Here is a 20,118-nt window from a genome sequence, read left to right on the forward strand (position 1 = left end):
TCATCACCTGAGCCCGGCAGGCCCGTAGCATCCACCGGACGGTGGATTGTTCCAGACGCCGACATGCCGAACCTTCGGCCATCATGCCGGCGTCGTGCGCGGTTCAGCCCTACGCACCGCGCGGCGAAAGGCTGATCGCTACAGGCTTTCCCAACCGAGAAGTTGATCCGTATGAGCAGGACATTCGCCGACACGGTCTTCCGCAACGGCCGGATCTACACGTCGAACCGTGAGCTGCCCTGGGCGACCTGCGCGGCGGTCAAGGCCGGCCGGTTCATCGCCGTGGGCGACGAATGCGATGTTGCGGAGCTGGTCGGCGAGGGGACCGCGACCGTCGATCTCGGCGGCCGGATGGCGATGCCGGGCATCGTGGACATCCACAATCACATCATGATGGGCGGGCACGCCGATCTCTACGAGCTGCGCTTCTCCAACGCCGACAGCATTCCAAGGATCGCCGAGACCCTGCACAAGGCGGCGTCGGCGGCGGCGCCCGGCGCCTGGATCGTCGGCGGGCAGTTCGGCAACAATCTGCTGAACGAGATGAACACCGCGGAGTCCTGCGCGCTGCTGGATGCGGCATGCCTCGGGCATCCCGTGGTGCTACGCGACGACAGCTATCACAATCGCTGGGCGAGCTCGGCGGCGTTGCGGCTTGCCGGCGTGCAGGCCGATTCCCCTAACCCGACCGACGGCGAGATCGGCCGCGACCTCAAGAGCGGGACGCTCACCGGGATCATGATCGAGGCCGCCTCGGGCTTGGTCGAGCGGGCGCTCGCCGCCTCCGGGCACTACACAGCCGAGATGGACCGCGCGGCGGTGGCGCGCTCGATCGGAGTCCTCAACACCTATGGCGTCACCGCCTTCATCGACGCCGCCAGCATGCAGCCGATCATGGCCGCGCTGAAGGGGCTCGACGACCGCGGGGAGCTCACCGCCTGGGCGGTCTGCGCGATGCCGGTGGTCGAGCCGGGCTTCATGTTCGGCAAGGCCGGCGAGGAGCTGTTCGCGCTGCGCGAACAATATCGCGGCGCGCATGTGAAGCCCGATTATGTCAAGGTGTTCCTCGACGGCGTGCCCGGCGCCAAGACCGCGGCGTTCCACGAGCCTTACATCGCCGATCCCGTGCGCGGCTGCTGCTTCCGCGGCTCGACGATGCTGACGGTGCCGGACCTGATCCGCTGGCTCGGACGCTGCGAGAAGCTCGGGCTCGCCGCAAAGATCCATTGCGCCGGCGATGCCGCCGTGACGCAGGCGCTCGATGCGATCGACGTCGTGCGCAGCTTCAACGGTCCGACCCATCTGGTGCACCAGATCGCGCATGCGAGCTACATCGCGCCCGACGACATCCCGCGCTTCGCCGAGCTCGGCGTCGCGGCCGATCTGTCGCCGATCATCTGGTATCCGACCATCTTCCTCGAGGCGCACAAGGCCGCGATGGGTGAGGAGCGGGCGCAGCGCTTCTGGCCGAACAAGGATTTGAAAGAGGCCGGCGCGCTGGTGGCCGGCGGCTCGGACTGGCCGGTGATCCCGATCCCGGATCCCTGGCAGGGCATCGAGGGCATGGTGACCCGGCAAAATCCGACCGGGGATTTTCCCGGCAAGTCGCTGTGGGCCGAGCAGGCGCTCGATCTCGCCACCGTGATCGACATCTACACCATCGATGCCGCGCGCGCGGCCGGGCTCGGCCAGTCAATCGGCTCGATCGAGGTGGGCAAATCGGCCGACCTGATCGTGCTCGACCAGATGATCTTCGACATCCCGCCGGATCAGCTGGCCGACACGCGCGTCGAGATGACCTTCTTCGAGGGCCGCAAGGTCTTCGAGCGGGGTGCGTGATGGGAGCAGTGGATCAGATCCCGGTCACGGTGCTGACCGGCTTCCTCGGCAGCGGCAAGACCACGGTGCTGAACCATTTGCTGCGCCAGCCGGAGCTTGGCGGCGTTGTCGCCATCATCAATGAGTTCGGCGAGGTGGCGCTGGATCATCTGCTGGTCGAAAGCAGCGAGGACCGCCTGGCGCTGCTCGACAATGGCTGCATCTGCTGCTCGGTGCGCGAGGATCTGATCGAGACGCTGGCCGATCTCGCAGCGCGTCGTGCCGCCGGGACAATCCCGCCGTTCCACCGCGTGCTGGTCGAGACCACCGGGCTCGCCGATCCCGTGCCCGTGCTGCACACGCTGATGACGGCGCCCGATGTCATTGGTCGCTACCGGATCGACGGCGTGGTCGCGACCGTCGATGCGGTCAATGGCGCGCACACGCTCGAGTCGCACAGCGAGGCCGTCAGGCAGATCGCGGTTGCCGACCGGCTGCTGGTCACCAAGACCGATCTCGCTGCCGATGATGCGCTGGCGCGGCTCGACGCGCTGATAGCGGCGCTCAACCCGGTGGCGACGCGCCATCGCGTCCGGAACGGGACCGTCGATCCGGCAAAGGGTTCTCGATGCCGGGCTGTTCGATCCGTCGGCCCGCTCAGCCGATGTCGTGCGCTGGTTCGATCTGGCCTCGCAGGCGGCCAACGCGCCGCACGACCATGCAGATCACCATTGTGATGGCGATGAATGCGGCCACCATAGCCACCACACGCACGACGCAGGCGTGTCGTCCTACAGCCTTGTTATCGACGAGCCGATCCAGCGCGACGCGTTCGCGCGCTGGCTCGACTATGTCGCGGCGCTCAAAGGTGAGGACCTGCTGCGCTTCAAGGCCATCGTGCATATCGCCGAACAGCCCGATGCGCCTGTTGTGGTGCATGGCGTGCAGCATGTCTTCCATCCGCCGATCACGCTGGGCGGCTGGCCGTCGACCGACCGGCGCTCGCGGCTCGTCTTCATCGTGCGCGGCATCCCGCGCCAGATCATCGAAAACACATTGTGCAAATTCGCAGCCGTGAGCCGCGCGGCGATCCAGCGATCGGCGGCCTAGAGCATGATCCGGAAAAGTGTGAAGCGGTTTTCCGAAAAGATCATGCTCAAAGAAAGCCAGCTTACTTCAGAGTTTGTTTCAGGGAGAGGGACATGACCGAGAATTCAAAGACGAACTCGTCCGGCCGGCTCAACCGGCGGACATTGTTGAAGGCGGCCGGCGCCTCCGGACTCGTGTCTGCCATGAACGTGCCGCTGGTCAATATCGCGCGCGCCGCGAGCAATACGATCAAGATCGGCTGGGTCGGATGCCTGTCCGGCGTCCGCGCGCCGTTCGCCGAGCCCGACACCTGGATCCACGAGCGCATCAAGGCGCGCGTGAAGGACGGCCTGAAGATCGGCGGCAAGACCTATCAAATCGAATTCGTGTTCAAGGACAACCAGTCCGATCCGAACCGTTCGTCGGTGGTCGCGAGCGAACTGGTGTTGCGCGAAAAATGCGATCTCATCCTGGTCGAGGACGGCGACGCCCAGGCGCCGGTGCAGGAGCTGTCGGACGCCCGGTCGATCCCCTCGATCTCGACCATGGTGCCGTGGCAGGGCTGGATGTTCCCGCGCAAGTCGACGCCGGACAAGGGCTTTCCCTACAGCTTCCATTTCTTCTGGGGCGCCGACGACGTCGTCAAGAACTTCCTCGGCATGTGGCAATCGGTCGACACCAACAAGAAGGTCGGCACGCTCTATATCGACAACCCGGCCGGACAGGCGTTCTCCGATCCGAAGGTCGGGTTGCCCGGCGGCATCGCGCAGGCCGGCTATCAGGAATTCTCTGCCGGCAAATTCCAGATCGCGACCGACGACTTCACCAATCAGGTCTCGGCGTTCAAGAACAACGGCGTCGATATCGTCTCCGGCTTCACCTACGGCAATCACTGGGTGACGCTGTGGAATCAGGCGGCCCAGGCCGGCTTCAAGCCGCAGATCTGCACGGTGGCGGCGGCCTTTTTGTTCCCGAGCGCGGTGAATGCGCTCGGCGATCGCGGCGACGGCATGTCGACCGAAGTGTGGTGGACGCCGGCCTATCCGTTCAAGTCGTCGCTGACCGGGCAGAGCGCCGGCGATCTCGCCGCGGAGTGGGAGAAGACCACCGGCAAGCAATGGACCCAGCCGATCGGCTATGCCCACGCGCTCTGGGAGGTCGCGCTGGCGGCGCTGCAGAACAGCGATCCCAAGGACAAGAACTCGCTGCGCGATGCGATCGCCGGCCTCGACATGGAGACCGTCGTCGGCCGGGTCAAGTTCAAGGACAGCCCGATCAAGAGCGTCGCGGTGACCTCGCTGTCGGGCGGGCAGTGGCGCAAGACCAAGGGCGGCAAATCGAAATACGAACTGCTGATCGTGCACAACGGCACCGCGCCGTTCATCCCGAAGCAGGCCGATCTCGCGCTGCTCTCCAAGCTGGCCTGAGATGGCACCGCTTCTGCGCGTCAGCGGGCTGTCGAAGCGCTTCGGCGAGATCGTGGTCGCCGACGGGGTCAGCTTCGAGCTGGCGCGCGGCGAATGTCTCGGCGTGATCGGCCCGAACGGCGCCGGCAAGAGCTCGCTGCTCAACCTGATCGTCGGCCTGCTTGCGGCCGACGGCGGCTCGATCATGCTCGATGGCGCTGACATCACCGGGCTGCCGCCGCACCGGAGGGCGCGGATGGGGCTCGGGCGGGCGTTCCAGATCCCGCAGCCGTTTCCGCATCTGTCGGTCTATGAGAACGCGCTGGTGGCTGCGTCCTACGGCGCCGGCCTGCATGGCGATGCAGCCTGCGCCTGGACGATGCAGGTGTTGCAGCGGACCGGGCTCGACGCCAAGGCGGACAAGCTTGCGGGCGCGCTGCCGCTGATCGACCGCAAGCGGCTGGAATTTGCCAAGGCGCTGGCCTCGAAGCCGAAGCTGATCCTGCTCGACGAGATCGCCGCCGGCTTGACCGAGCCCGAGGTCGAGCGCCTTGTCGCGATCATCCAATCGGTGAAAGCAGATCATGCCATGATCTGGATCGAGCACATTCCGCACGCCTTGCGCGCGGTGTCGGATCGCATCCTGGTGCTCGATTTCGGCCGCAAGGTTCTGGAGGGCCGGCCGGCCGATGTCATGGACAGTGCGGTGGTGCGCGAAATCTACATGGGATTGAAGGCTGATGGCGTTGCTTGACGTGGACGGCCTGCAGATCTTCTACGGCGATCTCCAGGCTGTGTTCGACATGAACTTCACCGTCGCCGACGGCGAGGCGGTGGCGCTGGTCGGCGCCAATGGCGCCGGCAAGTCGACGTTCCTGAAGGCGCTGGTCGGCTTGAATGACGAACGCAAGGGCTCGGTGCATTTCGACGGCGTCGATATCTCGCAGATGCCGGCCGAGGACGTCTCGCGGCTCGGGCTCATCATGGTGCCCGAGGGCCGGCTCTTGTTCGACTCGCTGACCATCGAGGAGAACCTCCTGATGGGCACGGTGAACCGGCGCAAGGGCAGCTGGACGCTGCGGCGGGTGTTCGACCTGTTCCCGATCCTAGAGGAGCGGCGGCGGATGTTTCCCGGCCAGCTCTCCGGCGGCCAGCAGCAGATGGCCGCGATCGGCCGCGCGCTGATGTCGAACCCGCGGCTGCTGTTGTGCGACGAGATTTCGCTCGGGCTCGCGCCTGTGATGGTCGAGCAGATCTATCGCTCGTTTGCCGACATTCGCGGCGAGGGCACTGCCGTCGTGCTCGTCGAGCAGGACGTCAACCGCGCGCTCGCGGCGTCGGAACGGATCTATTGCCTGTTGAAGGGGCGGGTGTCGCTGACCGGCCCGGCGCAGGGACTGCAGCCCGAACAGCTGACGCATGCCTATTTCGGCAACTAGAAGACTGATGAAACATGATCTGGGTTGAGACATTGATCAACGGTGCCTTGCTGGGCGGGCTCTACGCGCTGCTCGGCATCGGCCTCGCCTTGGTGTTCGGCGTGATGCGTGTCGTCAACATCGCGCACGGCGAGTTCATGGTGCTGAGTGCGTTCTGCGCCGTGCTGCTCGCCAATCTGTTTCCGCAGGTCCCGCCGCTGTTGATGCTGATCCCGGTGATCGCGCTGTCGTTCGGCGTTGGATGGCTCTACCAGGCTGTCATCGTCAACCGCGTCGTGACCTCGCCCGATCCGCTGTCGCCGTTGCTCCTGACCTTCGGCGTCTCGGTGATCCTTCGCAACGTGATGGTCGAGGTGTTCGGCGCCGACGTGCGCAGCCTGCAGGTCGGCGAACTCTCCCGCGCCAGCCTCGAAATCGCCGGCCTCAATATCGGAATCATGCCGCTGCTGACGCTGGTGCTCGCCGCACTGCTGTTCATGACGCTGCAGCTAATCCTGCGCCATACCGAGTTCGGGCGGATCGTGCGCGCCACCGCCGACCGCCGCGACATCGTCCGGCTGTCCGGGGTGAAGCCCGACCGGGTCTACAATTATGTGATGGGCCTGTCGCTGGCGCTCGGCGCGATCGGTGGCGTGCTGCTCGCGGTGCGTTCGAGCTTCACGCCGTTCTCCGGCGCCGAACGCCTCCTGATCGCGTTCGAGGTCGTGGTGCTCGGCGGGCTCGGCTCGTTCTGGGGCGCGCTGCTGGGCGGCGTCGCGCTCGGCATGGCGCAATTGATCGGGCTGAAGATCGATCCAAATGCGGGGCTGCTCTATGCGCATCTGTTGTTCTTCATCATGCTGCTGATCCGGCCGTCGGGCCTGGTGTCGAGCAGGGTATGATCCCGATGCCGACACGGACCATTCTGCTGGCCAGCGCCGTCGCTCTCGTCGCGGTGATCGCTGGTGCCCCCTTCGTGCTGAACGAAGGCGTTCTGCGGCTCGCGACCGAGTGCCTGCTGCTGCTGACCATGGCGCAGATGTGGAACCTGCTGGCGGGCTATGCCGGGCTGGTGTCGCTCGGCCACCAAGTCTTCATCGCCTTCGGCGCCTACGCGCTGTTCCTGACATCTAGCTGGCTCGGGGTGACGCCGATCTGGGTCCTGCCGATCGCGCCGCTGGTCGCCGCTGCGGTCTCCGCCATCATCGCCTTTCCGCTGTTCCGGCTGCGCGACGCCTATTTCTCGATCGCGATGTGGGTGTTCGCCGAGATCATCGGCGCCTTCACCATGAAATCGCAGGCGGTCGGCGGCACCTCCGGGCTGCCGCTCGCCACCAGCAAGCTGATCGATTTCGACTGGTTCGAGCCGACCCTGTTCTGGCTCGCGGGCGGTCTGACGCTTCTGACCATCGGAGCGCTGTACCGGTTGATGACCTCGAGCTTCGGGCTCGGGCTGATGAGCGTGCGCGACAATGATCTCGCGGCGATGAGCGTCGGCGTCGACGTCCGGCACAACCGCTTCGTTGCCTTCGTGCTCTCGGCGGCCGGATGCGGACTGGCCGGTGCGTTGAGCTTCATGGGCAATCTGTTCATCGCGCCGCTCGCGGCATTCGACGTCAACTGGTCGGTCTACATGATGTTCATCGTGATCATCGGCGGCATCGGAACCCTGGAAGGGCCGATCCTGGGCGTCATCATCTTCTTCGGCCTGCGCGAATTGATGACCGGACCGCTCGGACTGTCCGGCGGCTGGTATCTGGTCGGGCTCGGCATCATCGCCGTTGTCGTGATGATGGTGGCGCCGCGCGGCATCTGGCCGGTCCTGCGCGACCGCCTCGGCGTGCGGTTGCTGGACGTGCACCGCACCTCGCCGCGCCCCGCCGGGGCCGCGATCGAGCCGGGGCCTTCGGAGCAGGTGGCTGGATAAGGCTTCACGCCGTCGCCGTTGCTTGTATTCTGGCGGCTCCAGTTTTGAGGAGAGGGCGCAATGGCGCTGATATCGCGGGTTGGCGGATGGGCATTGGCCGGTCTGGTTGCGGTGACGCTGGCGGCGCCGCCGCCCGCGCGGGCCGAGCGCCGAATGTGGCCGCAGGTCGCCGCCATGCACCCGATGGACGGGCTCACCACGGACGAGATCCGCTCCGTCTCCGACATCCTCCGCGCTGCCGGCAAGTTCGACGACGCCACCCGCGTCGTCTCGATGACGATTGAGGAGGATCCCAAGGACGAGGTGCGGGCGTGGCGGCCCGGACAGCCGTTCGCGCGCCGTGCCGTCGCGACGCTGCTGAGCGGCGGGCATCTCTATGAAGCGCACATCGATCTCGCCGCGCGGAGCCTGCTCGGCTGGGACGAGGTCAGGGATCATGAGGCCGCGCTGACGATCGACGAACTGATGTCCGCCGGCGATTTGCCGAAGCAGGACCCGCGCTGGGTCGCCGCGATGGCGAAGCGCGGCATCACCGATTTCCGCAACGTGCTGTGCCTGCCGCTGACGGTCGGTCCGGTGACCGATCCCGCCATGAAAGGCCGCCGCCTGCTCAACGTTCCCTGCGTCGATACCTCGGGCGCCGCCAACAATCTCTGGGGCAAGCCGATCGAGAACCTGTTCGCCCAGGTCGATCTCAAGAGCAAGACGGTTCTGTCGGTGACCGATCTCGGCGTGGTGCCACCGCCGCCGCAGACGCCGTCGCACGCCTATGCCGACTCCGGAAAATATCGCAAGCCGCCGAAGCCGATCGAAATCACAGCGCCCCAGGGCAGCAACGTGAAAGTGGAGAGCGGCCAGGTGCGCTGGGACAACTGGTCGTTCCATGTCCGGCTCGAGCCGCGCGTCGGCGCGGTGCTGTCGCTGATCCGCTACGACGATCACGGCACGTTGCGCGACATCGCCTACCAGATCTCGGCGAGCGAGATGTTCGTGCCCTACATGGATCCGGCCGAGACCTGGTCGTTCCGCGCCTACATGGATATCGGCGAATACGGTTTTGGCGTGCTCTCCAGCGAATTGCAGCCCGGTGCCGACTGCCCCGAAGGCGCGCATTTCCTCGACCTGACGATCTCGGACACCAAGGGCATGCCTGTGGTCTCCAAGGGAGCGGTCTGCATCTTCGAGCGCCCGACCGGCGATCCGATTTGGCGCCACAGCGAGCTGATCAACAATACCGCCGAGGTGCGGCCGAACAACGAGCTGGTGGTGCGGATGGCGCCGGTGGTCGGGAACTACGATTATCTGGTGGATTATGTGTTCGACCGCGCCGGCAACATCGACGTGAGACTCGGCGCTTACGGCATCGATGCAACCAAGGGCGTGGCGAGCCGCAACCTGAGCGACCCGACGGCCGCGCAGGATACAGCCTATGGAACGCTGATCGACGAGCGGCTGCTTGCGGTCAATCACGATCACTACATGACGTTCCGGATCGACATGGACGTCGACGGCACCCCGAACCGGCTGGTCGAGGATCGCTTCAGCGTCCGGCGGCTGGAGCAGGGCCAGCGCAAGAGCCTCTGGCAGGTCGAGAGCAAGCCGGTCGCGACCGAGGGGCCGATCACGATGCCGCTGAACGCGGCGCAGTTCAGGGTCGAGAGCACGGGCAAGACCAACAAACAGGGATATCGCACCAGCTATCAGCTGATGCCCGGTCACTCCGACGTCTCATTGCTCGCCAATGACGATCCGATCCAGCTCCGCGCAGGCTTCAGCGCCTACACGCTGTGGAGTTCGGCCTACGCCAAGGACGAGCGATACGCGGCGGGCATGTATCCGAACGGAAATGCGGATGTCGATGGCCTGCCGAAATGGACCGCGGCGAAGCGGCCGATCGAGGACCGCGACCTCGTGCTGTGGTACACGGTCGGCTTCCGCCACGTGCCGCGCGCCGAGGATTGGCCCGTGATGCCCGGCCTGTGGCACGGCTTCCGGCTGCGTCCGTTCAACTTCTTCGATCGCAATCCGGCGCTCGACGTGCCGCCGGCGGTCGAGGCCAAGGACACGACCAAAGGTACGAAATGAGCGGGCGTGTGGATCGCATCGCTGTGGTCGCCGGCGCCGTGCTGGCGTTGTTGGCGGCACAGTCGGCCGCGCGCGGCGCAGCGGCCGAAAGCAGCGCTGATGATGCATCCTTGCTCTATCTGAGCAGCAACGACTGGGAGCGGCAATCCGCCCCGCGCAAGGTCGCGCTGGCGGCCGACTTCATGCGGATCTTCTGCACCGACCAGCGCATGTCCGCGGCATCGCTGGCCGATTGCCTTGATCACAATGAGAAGGACGGCGCGCCGTTCGAGCGCGCCATGGCCTGTGTCAGTGCGCTGTCAGCCGGCCGCTGAGAGGCCGGCGTCGATCCCCTCGGCGATCCGGGACACGTCGGCTGTGGTGAGAATGAGGGGCGGCGACAGGATCAGGTTGTTGCCGGAGACGCGCAGCATCACGCCGGCCTCGTAGGCACTGTCGGCGACCTTCGCCATCGTCTTCTTGTCCGCGGGCTTCTTGCTGGCGCGATCGGCCACCAATTCGAGCGCGGCCATCAGGCCCTTGCCCCTGACGTCGCCGACCAGGGGATGTTTGGCCTTGAGCTGCGCCAGCGCGGAGGCGAGTTCCTTGCCGCGCGCCGCGGCATTCTCGTCGAGCCTGAGACGGCGCGTCTCGGCCAGCGCCGCAAGGCCCGCGGCGCAGCCGACCGGATGGCCCGAATAGGTGTAGCCATGGCCGATCGAGCCGAACGTGCTTGTGTCGGCCTCGAAGGTCTCCGCGATCTGTTCGCCGATCAGCGTCGCGCCGAGCGGGAAATAGCCCGAGGTGATCGCCTTGGCCATCGTCATCATGTCGGGCTTCACGCCCCACAGTCGCGAGCCCGACCACGCGCCGGTGCGGCCGAAGCCGGTGACGACCTCGTCCGCGATCATCAGGATGCCGTGACGGTCGCAGATCTCGCGCGCCAGCTTCATAAAACTGTCCGGCGGCACGATCACGCCGCCGGCGCCGAGCACCGGCTCCATGATAAAGGCAGCGATGGTGTCGGCGCTCTGGAATGTGATCTCCTCCTCCATCGCCGCCGCGCAGAGCTGCGCGAGTTTTGCGGGATCGGTCTCGTTGAAGGGATTGCGATAGGTCGACGGCGCGGGAATGTGGAACACGCCCGGCAGCATCGGCTCATAGTTGCGGCGGAAATTGGTATTGCCGTTGACGGAGGCGCCGCCGAAATGGGTGCCGTGATAGCCCTTCTTCAGCGCCAGGAACTTGCTGCGGTCGGCCTGGCCCTTGATCTTCCAGTATTGCCGCGCCAGCCGCAGCGCCGTCTCGACCGAGTCCGATCCGCCCGAGGTGAAGAAGGCGCGCACCATGCCCTCCGGCTTGAACCATTCGGTGAGCTCGTAGGCGAGCTCGATCGCGGGACCGCTCGAGGTGCCGCGGAAGCCCGAATAATACGGCAGGGCGCTGAGCTGGTCCGCGATCGCCTGCTTGATCGGATCGCAGCTGTAGCCGAGATTGACGTTCCACAGGCCGCCGACTGCATCGATCACGGTCTTGCCGTCGATATCGGTGACTTCAACGTCTTCGCCCTTCATCACGATCCGCGGCGGCTGCGCCCGCATCTCGGCGGGATGGGCCATCGGGTGCCAGATCGGCTTGGCGTTGTTCTCAACCAGGAAGTTTCTGTCGCGCATGATCGCTCTCTGTCCGGCTGGAGCCGTTTCCGTTCCGATGGAATCGGAACGGGGCTCCAGACTCTAGTCTTGACGCGTTTTCTTCACGCGAACCGGTACCCACTTCGCTCGAAAACGCTTTAGTCGAATTGCAGCCCGAAATGCCGCAGCGCCTCGCTGTAGGACGCGGCCGGGCTGCGCACGTCGAACAGCACGGTGCGCATGTTGCATGCGGCGGCGCCCGTGATGTTGCGGCGCTGATCGTCGACGAAGACGCAATCTTCCGCCTGCAGCGCCAATTCGTCCAGCACGCTTTGGTAGGCGCGGGGGTCGGGTTTCAGGATCCCGGTATGGGTGGCGTCGACGATGGTGTCGAAACGCTTGAGGATGGGAAGGCGGCTGCGAAAATCTTCGCCATAGAACAGGTCGAGCTCGTTCGAGAGGATGGCGAGCCGGAATCCGGCGTCGGCGGCGATGTCGATCGCACGCGCCGCCTCGGGGCGGATCACGGTGCCGGGATCGGCGCCGCGCGCACGTTTCACGAAGGTTTCCATGTCGCGCCAGTCTTCGCCGAGCATGCACCCGACCTCGCGGCTGCGGGTCAGCCAATAGTCGCGCTCCGAAATCTCGCCATGCTGCATGGAAGTCCAGAGCGGATCGCTGTCGGGCGCGAACGGCCCGAGCCATTTCAGCGTGCAGGGGGCGAGCCCGAGCGCGCGCTCGGTCAGGTCATGAGTCTCGAACAGGGTTTTTGAGATCACCCCGCCGAAGTCGAGCACCAGCGCCTGGGCGAGCGGCCGCCTCATGCGGCAACCGTGGTGCGGCCGGGTGGGACAATGCCGGTCGCGACCCAGCGGTCGAAGATGCCGAGCACGGTTTCATTGAATGCCGCGCTGTTGATGTGGTCCTTGATCTCGTGCAGCTCGACCGGCGGTTCGACCGCCGAGCGCATCGCCTCGACAAAGGCAGAGAGGGCATCCGGATCGTGCAGGGCTTCGCCTTCGCGGTCCCATTGCTGGATGCCGCCGGCCGGCAGCACGAAGGCGACCGGTGCGCTGGCGCGGGACAGTTTCTCCGCAATCGCCTGTGCGATCCGGCGGCGATCGGCGGACCCCGACGTCGCCGACGCAAGCAGCCGGTTATGGGCGTGGAACGGACGATCTGACAGCTCGTCCGGAACGCCAAGCCATGCCGGGAAATCCACCATGTCGATCGCCCCGGGCGCGACAATCTGCGGAATGCCGGCTCTGCCCGCATTCTCCAGCCTGTCAGCGCCGGAATTGACCACCGAGCCGGTGAGCTGGTTGGCGACCTCCTGCAGACTGAGGTCCAGCACCGCGGCGAAGCCGCCTTGCGCGGCGATCGATTCCATGGCGCGACCGCCCATGCCTGTGGTGTGGAAGACGACGACCTCGTAACCGCGCCGTTCGAGCTGCGGCTTGAGCTCGACCATGTAGCGCAGGCAGCTCTTGCCAAGCGAGGTGATCGCAACGACCGGCCGGTCCCGGCCAGGCCTGATCGCGCTTTTCGCCGCGCCGACGATCGCGCCGCAGGCCTGCGACAGCACGGCGGTGCAGGTGCCGTTGAGGCCATAGAGGCCGCCGGCCCACAGGATCATCATCAGATCGGCGGCGACGCGCTCGGGCGGGATCAGATGCGAGAAGGCGACGGTCGAGACGATCAGCTTCGGTAGGCCGAGCGGCAGCGCCTGCGCGACGTCGAGCGCAAGGTCGGTTCCCATCGTGCCGCCGATTGCGATCACGCCGTCGATGGAATCGCGCTCTGCGAGCTCGCGGGCCAGATTGGCGGCGCCAACCGCCATCAGGGACATCGCGGAGTTCTCGTCGCCGCTGGAGGCAATCGCCGCGATCGTGGTCTCTGCGGCGGCGGCCACCGCATGCTTGTCATGCGCCACCTCGTACGGCGGATCGCCGAGCACGCTGATGTCCATCATGATGGTTTGGCCGCCGGCACGCGCGATGCACTCGCTCATGAACAGCAGTTCGTCGGCCTTGGTGTCTCCAGTACCGATCAGGAGAATGCGGGGCTGCGTAATCTCGGACATGACCTTCGGCTCGCCGGCGGGCGTAAGGGAGGGTGACAACCGGTTTGCATAGCGCAGGCGGAGCGCTCGGCCATCGTGCGATCACGCTATGGGGACGGCGCCTGCCGTGACATCCACCTATCGGTTGATTGCTGGCAAAGCCTTGATTTGGCGAGGATTGCGTCATGTGAGCAGGTCCGCCGAGGGGCCGCTCCGTCACCACAAATGGTTAGCATGCAGCAAGCCCAGATCGATCGACTACGGTCGGCCGCCATTCCGGCCCAGCACCTCTTTATCGGCGGCCGGCCGATGCCGTCGCTCAGCGAGGCACGGCTCGACGTCGTGTCGCCGATCGACGGCCAGGTGCTGACCACGATCGCCGATGGCGATGCAGCCGATATCGACCGTGCGGTGAAACGCGCCCGAGATGCGTTCGAGCACGGAGCATGGTCGCGCGCGGCGCCGGCGCAACGCAAGAAAGTGCTGCTGCGCTTCGCCGATCTGATCGAACAGCACGCGCTCGAGATCGCGGTGCTCGGCGTGCGCGACAACGGCACCGAGATCGGCATGGCCTACAAGGCCGAACCGCTGTCGGCGGCGGGCACCATCCGCTACTACGCCGAAGCGATCGACAAGGTCTATGGCGAGATCGCACCGACCTCAGGTGACGTCCTCGGGCTGGTGCATCGCGAGCCGCTTGGTGTCGTCAGCGTGATCGTGCCCTGGAATTTCCCGCTGATGATCGGCGCATGGAAGATCGGCCCGGCGCTCGCCGCCGGAAACTCGGTCGTGGTCAAACCGCCTGAGCTTGCGTCGCTCACGCTGTTGCGGCTTGCCGAGCGCGCCACGGAGGCGGGTCTGCCGGACGGCGTGCTCAACGTCGTCACCGGCCGCGGCGCATCGGCCGGCGAGGCGCTCGCGCTGCATATGGATGTCGACGCGCTCGCCTTCACCGGCTCGGGGGCGGTTGGCCGGCGGCTGCTGGAATGCTCGGCGCGATCAAATCTCAAGCGCGTCCACCTCGAGCTCGGCGGCAAGTCGCCCAACATTGTCTTTGCCGATGTGCCCGACATCAAGCTGGCGGCCAAGGTCTCGGCGAACGGTATCTTCCGCAACTCGGGCCAGGTCTGCGTGGCCGGCTCGCGGCTGCTGGTGCAGTCCTCGATCTACGATCGTTTCATGGACGAGCTGCTCGCCGCCACCACAAAGCTCAGGGTCGGCGATCCCCTCGAACTGACCTCGGATATCGGTGCTGTCGCGAGCAAGGTGCAGCTGCGCAAGAACCTGGACGCCGTTGCCCGCGCGGAACAGCAGGGCGCGAAGCGGCTGATTGGCGGCGAGCAGATCCGCGCCGAGAGCGGCGGCAATTTTATGGCGCCCGCGATCCTCACTGAGGTGACGCCGTCGATGGAGGTCTGGCGCGAGGAGGTGTTCGGCCCGGTGCTGTCAGTCACGCGGTTCGACGGCGAGGAAGATGCCATCACGCTCGCCAATGCGACGCCGTATGGACTTGCATCGGCGGTGTGGACCAGCCGCCTGGCAACGGCGCATCGCATGGTGCGCGCCATCAAGGCCGGCGTCGTGCACGTCAACACCTATGGCGGCGCCGACATCACGGTGCCGCTCGGTGGCTTCAAGCAATCCGGCTTCGGACGTGACAAGTCGCTGCACGCGCTCGACGCCTATACCGACCTCAAGACCGCCTGGATCGCGCTATGACAACTGCAACGACTGAGCGCAGCGGCGTTCTGAACCGATTGCTCGATGCCGAGCAGGAGCGCTTCCGGGCGCTGCATCCGCGATCGGCGGCGGCCTGGCAGCAAGGCAGGGAGCACTATCTTTATGGTGGCCCGTCGCACTGGATGCGGCGCTGGGCCGGCGGTTTTCCGATCTATGCAGAGGAAGCGCAGGGCGCGCATATCAGGGATATCGACGGACGCGACTACGTCGATTTCTGCCTCGGCGACACCGGCGGCATGTGCGGACACGCGCCGGAGGCGGTGACGGAGGCCGCTCTGGCTCAGCTCAAGCGCGGCGCGACCATGATGCTGCCGACGGAGGACAGCCTCTGGGTCGGGGCGGAGCTGTCGCGCCGCTTCGGTCCGAAATACTGGACATTGACGACGTCGGCGACTGATGCCAACCGCGCCGCGATCCGCATCTCGCGCATGATCACCGGCTGGCGCAAGGTGCTGGTGTTCTCCGGCTGCTACCATGGCGGCGTCGAGGAGGCGCATGTCGAGATCCGCGACGGCCGCGTCGGCTTGCGCAACATGATCCACCCCAACGGCATCGATCATGACGCCGTGAGCCGGGTCGTCGAGTTCAACGATGTCGCTGCGCTGGAGGCGGCGCTTGCGCAAGGCGATATCGCCTGCGTGCTGACCGAGCCGCTGATGACGAATTTCGGCATGATCCCGGTCGACCCCGGCTTCCACAGCGCATTGCGCGACCTGACCCGCCGCGCCGGCACCGTCCTGATCATCGACGAGACCCACACATTGTCGTGCGGACCGGGCGGCTATACCGAGAGCCACGGGCTCGAGCCCGACATCTTCGTCGCGGGCAAGGCGATCGCGGGGGGCATCCCCGCCGGCGTGTTCGGTCTCAGCGAGGACATAGCCGAGCGGCTCTGGACAATCGTCCCCCACGTCAATCCGCGCGAGCGGCAGTCCGCGCATCTTGGGTTCGGCGGCACGCTCGCCGGCAACGCGCTGACGGTTGCGACCATGCGCGCGGTGCTGGAGAAGGTGCTGACGCCTGCGAATTACGAGCGGATGATCGGAACCGCGACCTGGCTTGCGCAGGAAGCCCGCGGGCTGATCGACGCGGCCGGTCTGCCCTGGCACGTTACCCAGATCGGCGCGCGCGCCGAGATCATGTTCATGCCACGGCCGCCGCGCAGCGGCGCCGACGTCATTGCGAGCCGGCAGCCCGATCTCGAGACCTTGCTGCATGCGTTCTACATGAACGAGGGCATTCTGGTCACCCCGTTCCACACCATGTTGCTGATGTGTCCGGCGACGTCGGCGCGGGATGTCGACAGGCACACGGCGGCCTTCGCGCGGTTCATCGATCTGCTGCGAGGGGCGGGAGCAATCTGATGCAGGCGCTTCCGTTCAATCTCGACGGCCGGGTCGCCGTCGTCACCGGCGGCGGCCGCGGGATCGGCGCCGCCATCGTGACGCGGCTCGCGCAGGCCGGTGCGACCGTGGTGATCGCCAACCGGACGCGTGAGGTGGCCGAGGCGCTGGCACGCGAGCTGGCGGCTGATGGACGGGCGGCGCATTGCGTCCCGTTCGACAGGCTCGACCGGAGCAGCTTGCGCACGATGGTCGACGGCGTCGCTGCCCAGCATGGCCGGCTCGACATCGTCGTGCACAATGCCGGCGACTGCCCATGGGCCTCGCTTGAGGAGCTCGATGAAGCGAAGCTCGACGAGACGCTGGCGCTGAATCTGAACGCCAGCATCTGGCTCGCACAGGCCGCGATTCGACATATGCGCGCGATCGGCTTCGGGCGCATCCTCGTGACATCGTCAGTGTCGGCGCGCGTTGCGATGGGCGGCGGTGCGCATTACTCGGCGGCGAAGGCCGGCGTCAACGCGTTCATCCGAGGCGCCGCGTTCGAGCTGGCGCGCGACGGCATCACCGTCAATGGCGTCGAGGCCGGCTTCATCGAAAAGCCGGGCCGCGGCACCATGAGCGTGCCGGAGAACAAGGCGAAGCTCGAACGCTTCATTCCGATGGGACACATGGGCAGCGCCGACGACATCGCCTGCGCGATGCTCTATCTCGCTTCCGCTGAGGCCAGATACGTCACCGGGCAGACCATCGTCGTCGACGGCGGCTCGACGCTGCCGGAGACCGGATTTGCTGTCGAACGGCAGTGGGGACTCTAGATGAGCATGATCTTTTCGGAAAACCGGCTTCCACTTTTCCGGATCATGCTCTGATGCCGCGGCTGGAAGGAAAGACGGCGCTGGTGACGGGCGCAGCCACGGGGATCGGCCGGGCCACGGCGGTGCTGCTGGCACTGAGCGGCGCGCGCGTCGTGTTGTTCGGCCTCGGCGACGCCGAGCTTCAGGCCGCTGCGGCCGAATGCGGAGGGCAGGCGATCCATGGCGACGTCACCCGGCCGGACGACATTGCCAAAGCCGTCGCCGCCTGCGGCGCGTGGCTCGACATCGTCGTCAATGCCGCCGGCCTGATCGTGCCGGATAGCCCCTCGAGCGTCTCCGACGAGGTGTGGGCGAGGACGCTCGACGTCAACCTCACGGGGACCATGCGGGTCTGCCGCGCATCGCTGCCGCTGCTGCGGCAGCGCGGCGGCGCGATCGTCAACATCGCCTCGGTTGCTGCGTTCAATGCCAGCCCGGATAGCGCAAGCTACGCGGCCAGCAAGGCGGCGGTCGTCGCCTATACGCGCTCGCTGGCCTACGCGCACGGTGCCGACGGCATCCGCGCCAATGCCGTGGCGCCGGGCTGGGTGCGAACGCCGATGAGCGCCTATGAGATGCAGCTGCTCGCGGACCAGAACGGCACCACCGCCGATGCCGAGTTTCGCGGCGTCGAACGACGGATCGCGCTGGGACGGATGGCCGAGCCCGCCGAGATCGCCGCGTGCTGCCTGTTCCTCGCCTCCGACGAGGCGTCGTTCGTGACCGGGGCGGTGCTGGTCGCCGATGGCGGCGGCCGCTCGCCGACGCAGAACCGCGCAGTCTAGAACGTCGCGCGGCTTGTCGCGGGCAGGCGGCACCTTGCTATGAATCGGCGGATTTGGCAGTCTCGCGCCGTCACGTCATTCGATCGAGGGCGTTATGCAAAAGTCATTTTCCGTGATCATTGCCGCAGCCGCTTCAATCGTCGTTCTGTCCTCGACGGCGGCGCGATCCGGCGACTATCCGTTTGGCGATCCGCCGTACCGGCTGGATTACGTGCAGGAGCCTCAGATCGAATCGGGCTGCTGGAAATGGAATTGGCAGCTGTACCAGTGGCAGGATCGCTGCCCGGTCTACATCTATCCCAAGGCTTACATGTTCTCGCGATCGTCGCGCGCCGTGCTCCGCACCAAGGGGTGAGGAGCAGCTCGGCCGCCTGAAGCGCGCCGCGTCACGCCATGAGGTGCAACGCGGAGCACGTGCACTTACGAGTGCGCGATGGTGCAGGCCACCTGGTGGTGCTTGCCGAAGTTGAGCAGCGCGTTTTCCCGGAAGCCGTCCAGCCAGATGCCGCGACCGGCATAGCGATAACCGACCCCCATCGGAACGTGCCGCACATGGACGCCGCCACGGCCGGTGAGCAGGGAGGCCGTGACCACTTCGCCCTCGACCGACACGGCGCGTGGGCACAGCGGATATTGATGGCCGTTCTCGCAGGTGAACACGATCTCGGTGCAGCTGCCGACCGGTGCCTTCGTGATCAAGCCGAGATCCGCAGCCGCCGCAGGCCCCGAATTGCCTGATAGCGCTGCACTCAAAGCCAAGATGCCTGCGACCGCGTAGCAAAACCGAATACGCATCAGTGCCCCCTCGTCCAGCGATAGGCTAAGTAAATTGAGAAAATATCTGACGCCAAATGAGCAAAAAAACCCTCAGAGGTCAAACCGGTCCCGCGCTCGTCCGGCCCCATCCGTCGACTGCCCGTGCGCTTTGCGGCCTGGTGTTGCGCCCGAAGCGGCGCGCCAAGGCACGTTGCAGCGGGATCGGAGCGTCAGGTGTTGCAGGTTTGCTGCAGTGAGTCTGAATTCGGCTGGAAGCTGTCGGGAAGCGTTAACGTGCTTTTACTGGCCACAATTGGTCTGCAAGTGATGTGACGTATTGAGCCGTGTTCCGGGGGCTGCGTCGAACGCGCTGACCGGACCGCATCACGAATGCATTCGGACGAACATCGGGGGTGGGAATGAACTTCCGTGGTGGCATTGCACGTTCGCTCCTCATCGCGATGATCGCCTCGCTGCCATCCCTGATGGCGCACGCACAGACGCCGTCGCCTCAACCGGCGAACAGCCGGGCAGCGGCGGTGCAGCCCGGCGAGGGCGATCAATCCTTTTCCGGCCCGAGCTTCCGCAAGGGCCTGTGGCGCTTCGTGCGAACGCTCGATGTCGCCAGGACCGCCAACAAGAACTTCAAGTATCGGGTGGTCAACGCGGAAACGACGCGCTGTGTCGACCCGACCCACGCCATGAAGGCGACCTTTGCGTCGGGACCGGTCGGAAGCTGCGTTTCGGACAAGCCGGAGAAGGTCGGCAATCAATACACCTTCGGGCACCGCTGCGATTACATGGGCACGGTCAGCACGGTCATCACCGTGCGTAGCGACGAGGCCTATATCGAGCTGAACGAGGTCAGCACCGGCGAGCACCCCAGGACCGACACGGTGGTCGCGACGAGGATTGGCGATTGCGATGACGGGAGCGCAGCCAAGCCTGAAAAATCCGCTGCGGCGGCTTTGCAGCACTAGCTGGCAATCAGACGGCAGGTGGTGGCGGACGAGGCGTCCGTTCGTCCACTACGGCGCAGACGCGGCGATTCTTTTCGAGCCGAAGCTGCCTCGGCCTGAAAGCAACCCGGCATTCACCGTATTTGGTGCAAGAGCTCGGGAGAGCTTTGAGCAAAGGCTAAGCATTTACGGGGTCTTAACACGAGATGCTCCTGAATGATGTGAGGTTGGGCGTGCCGCTTCAAGTGAAGTCACGCGAT

General features: G+C 65.9%; 20 protein-coding genes. 16 read left to right on the top strand and 4 right to left on the bottom strand.

All coding sequences use genetic code 11. The features are described 5' to 3' along the window. Positions 1-171 precede the first annotated feature (171 nt). The 10 genes from WDM24_RS15015 (at position 172) to WDM24_RS15060 (ending at position 10,057) form a co-directional block, all read left to right on the top strand. On the top strand, positions 172-1,839 hold the full coding sequence (locus WDM24_RS15015; RefSeq protein WP_338831722.1) for an amidohydrolase: 1,668 nt from the start codon (positions 172-174) through the stop codon (positions 1,837-1,839). Continuing rightward, positions 1,839-2,555, top strand: a complete 717-nt coding sequence (locus WDM24_RS15020) for a GTP-binding protein (protein ID WP_338831723.1) — start codon at positions 1,839-1,841, stop codon at positions 2,553-2,555. Before WDM24_RS15015 ends, WDM24_RS15020 begins: the two co-directional genes overlap by 1 nt. Positions 2,556-2,601: 46 nt before the next feature. Then, positions 2,602-2,928 (top strand): GTP-binding protein, encoded by a 327-nt coding sequence (locus WDM24_RS15025; protein WP_338831724.1) that lies wholly within the window; start codon positions 2,602-2,604, stop codon positions 2,926-2,928. 92 nt (positions 2,929-3,020) lie between these two features. Next, positions 3,021-4,334 carry an ABC transporter substrate-binding protein gene (locus tag WDM24_RS15030; protein ID WP_338699070.1) on the top strand — a complete coding sequence of 438 codons (1,314 nt, stop codon included), beginning with the start codon at positions 3,021-3,023 and terminating at the stop codon, positions 4,332-4,334. Between the two features lies 1 nt (position 4,335). Next, positions 4,336-5,067: an ABC transporter ATP-binding protein gene (locus tag WDM24_RS15035; RefSeq protein WP_338699072.1), complete on the top strand. Its 732-nt coding sequence runs from the start codon at positions 4,336-4,338 to the stop codon at positions 5,065-5,067. Next, positions 5,054-5,752: an ABC transporter ATP-binding protein gene (locus WDM24_RS15040; protein WP_338699074.1), complete on the top strand. Its 699-nt coding sequence runs from the start codon at positions 5,054-5,056 to the stop codon at positions 5,750-5,752. The genes WDM24_RS15035 and WDM24_RS15040 overlap by 14 nt, the downstream gene beginning before the upstream one ends. Positions 5,753-5,766: 14 nt before the next feature. Next, positions 5,767-6,633: a branched-chain amino acid ABC transporter permease gene (locus tag WDM24_RS15045; RefSeq protein ID WP_338699076.1), complete on the top strand. Its 867-nt coding sequence runs from the start codon at positions 5,767-5,769 to the stop codon at positions 6,631-6,633. A 5-nt stretch (positions 6,634-6,638) separates the two neighbouring features. Then, positions 6,639-7,658, top strand: a complete 1,020-nt coding sequence (locus WDM24_RS15050; RefSeq protein WP_338699078.1) for a branched-chain amino acid ABC transporter permease — start codon at positions 6,639-6,641, stop codon at positions 7,656-7,658. 60 nt (positions 7,659-7,718) lie between these two features. Then, on the top strand, positions 7,719-9,743 hold the full coding sequence (locus tag WDM24_RS15055; RefSeq protein WP_338699080.1) for a tyramine oxidase: 2,025 nt from the start codon (positions 7,719-7,721) through the stop codon (positions 9,741-9,743). A gap of 8 nt (positions 9,744-9,751) precedes the next feature. Beyond that, positions 9,752-10,057 carry a hypothetical protein gene (locus WDM24_RS15060; protein ID WP_338699082.1) on the top strand — a complete coding sequence of 102 codons (306 nt, stop codon included), beginning with the start codon at positions 9,752-9,754 and terminating at the stop codon, positions 10,055-10,057. On the opposite strand, the gene WDM24_RS15065 is transcribed toward WDM24_RS15060, so the two are convergent. The 3 genes from WDM24_RS15065 to WDM24_RS15075 all read right to left on the bottom strand — a co-directional run bounded on the left by WDM24_RS15065 (position 10,043) and on the right by WDM24_RS15075 (position 13,439). Continuing rightward, entirely contained in the window at positions 10,043-11,395 is a 1,353-nt protein-coding gene (locus WDM24_RS15065) for an aminotransferase class III-fold pyridoxal phosphate-dependent enzyme (RefSeq protein WP_338699084.1), read from the bottom strand. The two genes, WDM24_RS15060 and WDM24_RS15065, sit on opposite strands and share 15 nt — an antisense overlap. 119 nt (positions 11,396-11,514) lie before the next feature. Continuing rightward, positions 11,515-12,180, bottom strand: coding sequence for an HAD-IA family hydrolase (locus WDM24_RS15070; protein WP_338699086.1), 666 nt, complete (start codon positions 12,178-12,180; stop codon positions 11,515-11,517). After that, complete coding sequence (locus WDM24_RS15075) at positions 12,177-13,439, bottom strand: Tm-1-like ATP-binding domain-containing protein (protein WP_338699088.1); 1,263 nt, start codon at positions 13,437-13,439, stop codon at positions 12,177-12,179. Before WDM24_RS15075 ends, WDM24_RS15070 begins: the two co-directional genes overlap by 4 nt. Positions 13,440-13,652: 213 nt before the next feature. On the opposite strand from WDM24_RS15075, the gene WDM24_RS15080 reads away from it, so the two are divergent. The 5 genes from WDM24_RS15080 (at position 13,653) to WDM24_RS15100 (ending at position 18,498) form a co-directional block, all read left to right on the top strand. Then, positions 13,653-15,137: an aldehyde dehydrogenase gene (locus WDM24_RS15080; protein WP_338699090.1), complete on the top strand. Its 1,485-nt coding sequence runs from the start codon at positions 13,653-13,655 to the stop codon at positions 15,135-15,137. Further along, positions 15,134-16,522, top strand: coding sequence for a transaminase (locus tag WDM24_RS15085; protein WP_338699092.1), 1,389 nt, complete (start codon positions 15,134-15,136; stop codon positions 16,520-16,522). The genes WDM24_RS15080 and WDM24_RS15085 overlap by 4 nt, the downstream gene beginning before the upstream one ends. Continuing rightward, complete coding sequence (locus WDM24_RS15090; protein ID WP_338831725.1) at positions 16,522-17,319, top strand: SDR family oxidoreductase; 798 nt, start codon at positions 16,522-16,524, stop codon at positions 17,317-17,319. Before WDM24_RS15085 ends, WDM24_RS15090 begins: the two co-directional genes overlap by 1 nt. A 53-nt stretch (positions 17,320-17,372) precedes the next feature. Further along, the gene (locus WDM24_RS15095; protein WP_338699096.1) at positions 17,373-18,143 is read left to right on the top strand and encodes an SDR family NAD(P)-dependent oxidoreductase; all 771 of its coding nucleotides are present in this window, start codon (positions 17,373-17,375) and stop codon (positions 18,141-18,143) included. 94 nt (positions 18,144-18,237) lie between these two features. Further along, a complete protein-coding gene (locus tag WDM24_RS15100) occupies positions 18,238-18,498 on the top strand; it encodes a hypothetical protein (protein WP_166204015.1) in 261 nt (86 codons plus the stop codon). A 65-nt stretch (positions 18,499-18,563) separates the two neighbouring features. On the opposite strand, the gene WDM24_RS15105 is transcribed toward WDM24_RS15100, so the two are convergent. Then, entirely contained in the window at positions 18,564-18,938 is a 375-nt protein-coding gene (locus tag WDM24_RS15105; RefSeq protein WP_029080586.1) for a hypothetical protein, read from the bottom strand. Between the two features lie 380 nt (positions 18,939-19,318). Between WDM24_RS15105 and WDM24_RS15110 the strand changes: the two genes are divergently transcribed. Continuing rightward, positions 19,319-19,879: a DUF3617 family protein gene (locus WDM24_RS15110; protein WP_338699100.1), complete on the top strand. Its 561-nt coding sequence runs from the start codon at positions 19,319-19,321 to the stop codon at positions 19,877-19,879. Positions 19,880-20,118: the final 239 nt, after the last annotated feature.

The sequence above is a fragment of the Bradyrhizobium sp. 27S5 genome, from assembly GCF_037217225.1.
In the GTDB taxonomy this organism is placed as follows: domain Bacteria; phylum Pseudomonadota; class Alphaproteobacteria; order Rhizobiales; family Xanthobacteraceae; genus Bradyrhizobium; species Bradyrhizobium septentrionale.

Bases quoted from the DNA above. Each gene is read 5' to 3' on its own strand.
- WDM24_RS15020 (WP_338831723.1), top strand. From the start codon at position 1,839: ATGGGAGCAGTGGATCAGATCCCGGTCACGGTGCTGACCGGCTTCCTC.
- WDM24_RS15070 (WP_338699086.1), bottom strand. From the start codon at position 12,180: ATGAGGCGGCCGCTCGCCCAGGCGCTGGTGCTCGACTTCGGCGGGGTG.
- WDM24_RS15080 (WP_338699090.1), top strand. From the start codon at position 13,653: ATGCAGCAAGCCCAGATCGATCGACTACGGTCGGCCGCCATTCCGGCC.
- WDM24_RS15065 (WP_338699084.1), bottom strand. From the start codon at position 11,395: ATGCGCGACAGAAACTTCCTGGTTGAGAACAACGCCAAGCCGATCTGG.
- WDM24_RS15050 (WP_338699078.1), top strand. From the start codon at position 6,639: ATGCCGACACGGACCATTCTGCTGGCCAGCGCCGTCGCTCTCGTCGCG.
- WDM24_RS15035 (WP_338699072.1), top strand. From the start codon at position 4,336: ATGGCACCGCTTCTGCGCGTCAGCGGGCTGTCGAAGCGCTTCGGCGAG.
- WDM24_RS15100 (WP_166204015.1), top strand. From the start codon at position 18,238: ATGCAAAAGTCATTTTCCGTGATCATTGCCGCAGCCGCTTCAATCGTC.
- WDM24_RS15045 (WP_338699076.1), top strand. From the start codon at position 5,767: ATGATCTGGGTTGAGACATTGATCAACGGTGCCTTGCTGGGCGGGCTC.
- WDM24_RS15055 (WP_338699080.1), top strand. From the start codon at position 7,719: ATGGCGCTGATATCGCGGGTTGGCGGATGGGCATTGGCCGGTCTGGTT.
- WDM24_RS15105 (WP_029080586.1), bottom strand. From the start codon at position 18,938: ATGCGTATTCGGTTTTGCTACGCGGTCGCAGGCATCTTGGCTTTGAGT.
- WDM24_RS15085 (WP_338699092.1), top strand. From the start codon at position 15,134: ATGACAACTGCAACGACTGAGCGCAGCGGCGTTCTGAACCGATTGCTC.
- WDM24_RS15015 (WP_338831722.1), top strand. From the start codon at position 172: ATGAGCAGGACATTCGCCGACACGGTCTTCCGCAACGGCCGGATCTAC.
- WDM24_RS15040 (WP_338699074.1), top strand. From the start codon at position 5,054: ATGGCGTTGCTTGACGTGGACGGCCTGCAGATCTTCTACGGCGATCTC.
- WDM24_RS15110 (WP_338699100.1), top strand. From the start codon at position 19,319: ATGAACTTCCGTGGTGGCATTGCACGTTCGCTCCTCATCGCGATGATC.
- WDM24_RS15090 (WP_338831725.1), top strand. From the start codon at position 16,522: ATGCAGGCGCTTCCGTTCAATCTCGACGGCCGGGTCGCCGTCGTCACC.
- WDM24_RS15075 (WP_338699088.1), bottom strand. From the start codon at position 13,439: ATGTCCGAGATTACGCAGCCCCGCATTCTCCTGATCGGTACTGGAGAC.
- WDM24_RS15095 (WP_338699096.1), top strand. From the start codon at position 17,373: ATGCCGCGGCTGGAAGGAAAGACGGCGCTGGTGACGGGCGCAGCCACG.
- WDM24_RS15030 (WP_338699070.1), top strand. From the start codon at position 3,021: ATGACCGAGAATTCAAAGACGAACTCGTCCGGCCGGCTCAACCGGCGG.